The organism is Thiolapillus sp., from assembly GCF_048562965.1.
Lineage (GTDB): Bacteria > Pseudomonadota > Gammaproteobacteria > Chromatiales > Chromatiaceae > Thiolapillus > Thiolapillus brandeum_A.
This window is the reverse complement of sequence record NZ_JBHNMF010000169.1, coordinates 1-6,449: the sequence shown is the minus strand read 5'-3', so window position 1 is coordinate 6,449 and position 6,449 is coordinate 1. Positions and strand designations below refer to the sequence as shown.

Genomic DNA, 6,449 nt, shown 5'->3' with positions numbered 1-6,449 from the left:
AGGGGATTACGATAATCTACCCACTCCATTTGGGGAAGAGCCACTATATTTTGAGTAGCTTCGTCAACAGTCCGGGGCGGCTTCCCGTATTGACCGGTTCAGCGTATCAGCAGATAGAGCAGCACAAGATTCAGCACCAGCAACAGTGCGGCAGCACCTTTCCAGAAAGCCAGCGGGTTGCGTTCTATGAGCGGCTGATTCGTCACATGGGTGAATTTTGGATTCGGATGGGACAGGTCATACAGAAATTCCGAGAGCGTGTCGTAGCGCTTCGTTGGATCTGGGTGCAGCGCCTTGCGCAGGGCGCCATCGACCCAGGGCTGGATGTGCTTGTTGTTTCGGGAGGCGGGCACGTAGCGCAGTTTGCCGGTCTGCACGGGCTTGTCGTGCTCGCCGTAAGGCAGGGAGCCGGTGAGCAATTCGTAGGCGATGACACCCAGTGAATAGATGTCGGAGCGGTTGCTGCACTGGCCCTTGAGACATTCGGGCGCACCATAGTCCATCGTGGCCTGCGGTGCGCCGCAGGCATAGCTGGATTTGATCTCCGTGGCGCCCGCCACGCGGGTGGAACCGAAGTCGATGATTTTCAGTACGCCAGTCTTGTCGATGAGGATGTTCTCCGGCTTCAGGTCCAGGTGGATCATCTCCAGGCGATGGAAGGCGCGCAGCCCGTCGACGATCTGGGTCAGATACTCCCTGGCGGTGTTGATATGCGTCTGGGGATGGTCTGTGATCCACTGGCGCAGGGACTGGCCCTCGACATATTCGGCGATGTTGTACAGGAAGCGGCGCTGTGGTGTATCCAGCACCCTGAGCACATGGGGGTTGCTGATGCGCTTGCCCACCCATTCCTCATGCAGGAAGCCGTCGAGGAAGGCAGAGTCGTCCCTGAAGTTTTCTGAAGGTGTCTTCAGGATGACCTTGTGGCCACTTTCCAGATCCCTGGCGAGAAACACTTCACTGCGGCTTGAGGCATGCAGTTCACGCAGGATTTCATAGTTGTCTATCCTCACGCCGGCGTGCATGGGAGGGGGGAAAGGCAGTTCGGTGATCTTCTGCAGGATGTCGTCTTCAGTCTTCTGCGGCAGGCTGATCACCTTGAGCAACTGGCAGGTAACATTGTCATGGCTGCCGTTGCGCAGCGCCTCTTCCATGATGGCCTGGGCGCTGGCCTGAAGATGGCCATCCTGCTCACGCAGGATCTGGCGCAGGCGGTTGTCCGTCACATAGCCGGTAATGCCGTCGGTGGTGAACAGGAAGATGTCATTCGGCTCCACCGCCAGGGTGCGGTAGTCGATATCGATATGGGCATCGATGCCCATGGCGCGGGAAAGAAAATCACGATCCCTGCCCACCCAGACCCGGTGGTCCTGGGTCATCTGTTCCAGTTCGCCGTCCCGGAACAGGTACAGCCGGGAGTCGCCCACGTGAAAGATATGGGCGGTGGTGGATTTGATGACCAGGCCGGTAAAGGTGGTGACCATGCCCTTGGCGGAGTCGTAGCGCATCTGCCCCTGGGACCAGAGCCAGCGGTTCAGGGCTCCCAGCACCTTGGTGGCGGCGGTCTTCACCGTCCAGGAATCCGGGGTGCTGAGGTAATCGTCCATGAAACTGCGCACACAGATCTGTGCCGCTTCCACGCCACCTTCGGAACTGCTCATGCCATCACAGATGGCGGCGGCAATGCCCTTGTTCGTCAGGGCGCTGCCTTCGGGCACCAGGGCATCGGCAGCATCGGCGTTTTCTTCCTTGTTGCCTTTTTCCGTGACGGCGGCGTAGTCGATTTTCAGGTGGTTGCTCATAATGTCCTGGTCTAGTGCTTTAGGAGTCGGAGTCAAATCTTGTCAAGCCGTGGATGTTACGTGACGCATCTCTGATTTGACTCCGACCCCTCTGGATCTGACCGTAGGTCGGGCTTCAGCCCGACAGCGGCGGCCGAACCAGGGCAGGATGTCGGGCTGAAGCCCGACCTACGGACATTAGCTCACTTCGATCATCTGTACCGTACCGTCTTCCATGACCTCGGCGGTGTGTCCCTTGGGTTCATCGAGGAACTGTACAGCAATCAGGGCAACCAGGGCAGCGCCGGCGATCACCATGAAAAAGACCTGTGGCGAGACGAAGGAGAACACGGTAAGAAAAGTTACCGCACCCACATTGCCGTAGGCGCCTGCCATGCCAGCCACCTGACCGGTCATGCGGCGTTTCACCAGGGGAACGATAGCGAACACGGCGCCTTCACCGGCCTGGACGAAGAAGGAACAGGCCATGGTGGCTATGACGGCCAGGAATACAGGCCAACCGGAGGTTATCTGGCCGAGAATCAGGTAGCCGACAGCCAGCCCGGTGATGAGGATAGAGAGCATTTTCTTGCGACCGAACTTGTCACTGAACAGGCCACCGAAGGGACGCGCCACCAGGTTCATGAAGGCAAAGCCTGAAGCGAGCAGGCCTGCCTGCACCAGGGACAGGTCGAAAGTGTCCTTGAAGAACAGAGGCAGCATGGATACCACCGCCAGTTCGGAACCGAAGGTTACAAAATAGGCCAAATCGAGAATGGCGACCTGCTTGAACTTGTAACGGTGGATCTCGGCCACTTCTTCGCTGAATACATGCTTGTTGATGCGCCATACCTGAGAGGTTTGATAAACATAGAGCGCAAGCAGACCCAGATAAATACTGTCCGTCGGTACCGCGCCGATGATGTTCAGGTTGGCCGGTCCCAGTTTCCAGGCCAGCACTGCCAGAGCGGCGTACATGGGAATGTTCATCAGCAGGTAGAAAAAGAAATCCCCCTTGCTGGTCACTTCCATGGCGCCGGTCTTCTTGGGCTTGAAATAGGTGGAACCCTTGGGAGTGTTGCGTGCCAGCTTGAAATAGACGAACGAATAGAGCAGGGCGACGGCGCCGGTGGTGGCGATGGCATAGCGCCAGCCGTTCTCGCCGCCGTACATCAGGGCCAAGCTGGGCAACAGCATGGCGGATGCCGCGGAGCCAAAGTTGCCCCAGCCCCCGTAGATGCCTTCAGCCACGCCTACCTGTCTGGCCGGGAACCATTCACCGATCATGCGGATGCCGATAACGAAACCTGCGCCCACGAAACCCAGGGCGAAACGGGTGGCCAGCAGCATCTGGTAGGAATCGGCCATGGCGAAGAAGAAACAGATGATGCTGGAGATGAACAGCAGGCCGGAGAAGATCAGGCGCGGGCCGTACTTGTCCACCAGCATGCCGATGATGATGCGCGCCGGAATGGTCAGGGCCACGTTGACAATGAGCAGTGCCTTCACTTCCTGTTTGCTCAGGCTGAAGGTTTCCTGGATGGCCGCCAGCAGGGGGGCGTGGTTGAACCACACCATGAACGATAGGAAAAAGGCAAACCAGGTCAGATGCAGGGTTCTGATCTTGCCGCTGAATGAAAACAGGTTGAGTTTGGCTTCCGACATGCGATGCTCCATTGCTTGATTACAACTGTCACGGGTTGACGAAGCATGAACCGTGCCAGTCTGGGCGGCGGAAAGGTCAGGAAGAAAACACTCTCTTTATATGGGTGGCCACCTCCGGACAGGTGTCCGGAATCTGTATAAGAAAATGCTGATACATAATTGTGCTTCGGATGTTCCGGGAGGCACCAAAATGGTGCGTCTTTTGAGGCTGGTAGTGAAGAAAGCGTTAGTCAATGTGGAAAACAGGCGTAAAAACAATCAGATAATGTCGTTCTAATATTCTTGGCAAGCTATTTGCAGTACAGGGGGAACAGTTGCAAGCCTGGCCGGTATCGGCCTGTCAGGCGAAAAATATACAAGAGGAAGCCCATGAAAGAACGTCTGGTACTTGTAGGAAATGGCATGGCGGGTGTGCGTACCCTGGAGGAGCTGCTCAAGCTTGCACCGGAGGAATATGACATCACCGTGTTTGGTGCCGAACCTTACCCCAACTACAACCGCATTATGCTTTCCCCGGTACTGGCGGGAGAAAAGACCATCGATGAGATCATTCTCAACGACCGGGAATGGTACGAGAGCAACGGCATCACCCTGCACACTGGTGATCCTGTAGTGGAAATCGACAGGATCAACCGCAGGGTGATATTGGCATCCGGAATGGAAGTTTCCTATGACCGGCTGCTGCTGGCTACCGGATCCAACCCCTTCATCATTCCCGTTCCCGGTTCCGATCTTCCCGGTGTCATCGGTTTTCGTGACATCGCCGACGTGGATGCCATGGTCGAAGCGGCTAAGACCGGCAAGAAGGCCGTGGTGATCGGTGGCGGCCTGCTGGGTCTGGAAGCGGCCAACGGGCTGATGATCAACGGCATGGATGTCACTGTGGTGCATCTCATGGATGTCCTCATGGAGCGTCAGCTGGACAAGCCGGCAGCGGGGATGCTGCGCAAGTCCCTGGAAGAAAAGGGCATGAAGTTTCTCATGGAAGCCCAGACCGCAGAGGTGCTGGGTGAGGATCATGTCACAGGACTGCGGTTTGCAGACGATGCACAGGGACGTGCAAGTGTCGTGGGAGGCAGGAAGCCGGGAACGACCGAAATAGAAGCCGATCTGGTGGTCATGGCCGTGGGCATACGCCCGGCCATGGATCTGGCGCAGAAGGCCGGCCTGTACTGTGAGCGCGGTGTGGTGGTGAACGACACCATGCAGACCTATGACCCGCGCATCTATGCCGTAGGCGAGTGTGTACAGCACCGTGGCCAGTGTTACGGCCTGGTGGCGCCCCTGTTCGAGCAGGCCAAGGTGGCGGCCAACCATCTGGCGAAGATGGGCATCGCTCTCTACGAGGGCTCGGTGACTTCCACCAAGCTCAAGGTGACAGGCATCGACCTGTTCTCGGCGGGAGAATTCAACGAGGAGGACGGGGATGAAACCCTGGTCCTGCAGGATCCGGCGCAAAATATGTATAAGAAGCTGGTGGTGCGGGACAATTGTATCAAGGGCGCCGTCATGTTCGGCGATACCATGGACGGTACCTGGTATTTCCAACTGCTGCGTGAAGGCACGGACATTTCAGCTTTCCGCAGCACCATACTGTTTGGCCAGCACGACCTGGGTGACGCCGGTCACGGGGATGAGACCCGGGTGGCGGCACTTTCCAGTGACGCTGAAATCTGCGGCTGTAACGGTGTCACCAAGGGCGACATCATCGATGCCATCCAGACCAAAGGTCTGTTCACGCTGGACGACGTGCGTGCGCACACCAAGGCGTCTGCTTCCTGCGGTTCATGCACAGGCCTGGTGGAAGCCATTCTCTCCAGCACCGTGGGTGAGGGTTATGAAGCCAAGCCCAGCAAGAAGCCGGTGTGCGGCTGCACCGAGCATTCCCACGATGACGTGATCCGCACCATCGCCGAGCACGAGCTGAAAGACATGCCTTCTGTATTCAGCTTCCTGGAATGGAACACGCCTGATGGCTGTGCCACCTGCCGCCCCGCCCTGAACTATTATCTGCTGGCCCGCTGGCCGGAGGACTACAAGGACGACGCCCAGTCCCGTTTCATCAATGAACGGGCGCATGGCAACATACAGAAGGACGGCACCTATTCTGTGGTGCCGCGCATGTTCGGCGGTTTGTGTACGCCTTCCGATCTGCGCGCTATCGCCGATGTCTGTGACAAATACGAAGTACCGGAGATGAAGGTGACTGGTGGTCAGCGTATCGACCTGTTCGGCGTCAAGAAAGAAGACCTGCCGCCCCTGTGGAAGGACCTTACCGATGCCGGTTTCGTTTCCGGCCATGCTTATGGCAAGGCCATGCGTACCGTAAAGACCTGTGTCGGCAAGACCTGGTGCCGTTTCGGCACGCAAAATTCCACTGGCCTGGGCGTGAAGCTCGAAGAGCTGACTTGGGGTTCCTGGATGCCGCACAAGTTCAAGCTGGCGGTGTCCGGCTGCCCGAGGAACTGTGCGGAAGCCACCATCAAGGATTTCGGTGTGGTCTGCGTCGATTCAGGCTATGAGCTGCATATCGGCGGAAACGGTGGTATCAAGGTGCGGGTCACCGATCTGCTGTGCAAGGTGGACACCGAGGAGGAAGTGCTGGAATATTGTGGCGCCTTTACCCAGATGTACCGTGAAGAAGCACATTACCTGGAGCGCACCGCACCCTGGGTGGAGCGCGTCGGGCTGGGTCATATCAAGGAGCGTATCCTGGAAGATGAAGCGGAGCGCAAGGCGCTGTACGAACGCTTTAAAGTGGGGCAGAAGGTTGCCCAGGTCGATCCCTGGAAAGCACGTGCCGAAGGTGAAGCCGCCCATGAATTTGAACCCCTGAAAATCAGCGCCTGATTCGGTAGGTCGGGCTTCAGCCCGACAATGGCCTGTGAACCAGGAATGTCGGGTAGAAATCCGACCCACACTATATTTTACTAGAGTTTAGAGTTTAGAGTTTCAGAGGAGAAAAACCACTAAAAATCTCAAAAAATAGTTGACATAGCAAGG

The 6,449-nt window shown here is 57.2% G+C and carries 3 protein-coding genes; 1 reads left to right on the top strand and 2 read right to left on the bottom strand.

Annotated features, from left to right (window positions below; genetic code table 11):
- Positions 1 to 98: 98 nt before the first annotated feature.
- Together ACOCD2_RS10190 and ACOCD2_RS10185 are read right to left on the bottom strand one after the other, a co-directional pair.
- A complete protein-coding gene (locus tag ACOCD2_RS10190; protein WP_293647376.1) occupies positions 99 to 1,802 on the bottom strand; it encodes a bifunctional protein-serine/threonine kinase/phosphatase in 1,704 nt (567 codons plus the stop codon).
- Positions 1,803 to 1,979: 177 nt separating this feature from the next.
- Positions 1,980 to 3,446 carry a NarK family nitrate/nitrite MFS transporter gene (locus ACOCD2_RS10185; RefSeq protein WP_293647378.1) on the bottom strand — a complete coding sequence of 489 codons (1,467 nt, stop codon included), beginning with the start codon at positions 3,444 to 3,446 and terminating at the stop codon, positions 1,980 to 1,982.
- A 369-nt stretch (positions 3,447 to 3,815) separates the two neighbouring features.
- Between ACOCD2_RS10185 and nirB the strand changes: the two genes are divergently transcribed.
- A complete protein-coding gene (nirB, locus tag ACOCD2_RS10180; protein WP_293647380.1) occupies positions 3,816 to 6,296 on the top strand; it encodes a nitrite reductase large subunit NirB in 2,481 nt (826 codons plus the stop codon).
- Positions 6,297 to 6,449 lie beyond the last annotated feature (153 nt).

Coding starts and splice junctions, on each gene's coding strand:
- nirB (WP_293647380.1), top strand. CDS start 3,816: ATGAAAGAACGTCTGGTACTTGTAGGAAATGGCATGGCGGGTGTGCGT.
- ACOCD2_RS10185 (WP_293647378.1), bottom strand. CDS start 3,446: ATGTCGGAAGCCAAACTCAACCTGTTTTCATTCAGCGGCAAGATCAGA.
- ACOCD2_RS10190 (WP_293647376.1), bottom strand. CDS start 1,802: ATGAGCAACCACCTGAAAATCGACTACGCCGCCGTCACGGAAAAAGGC.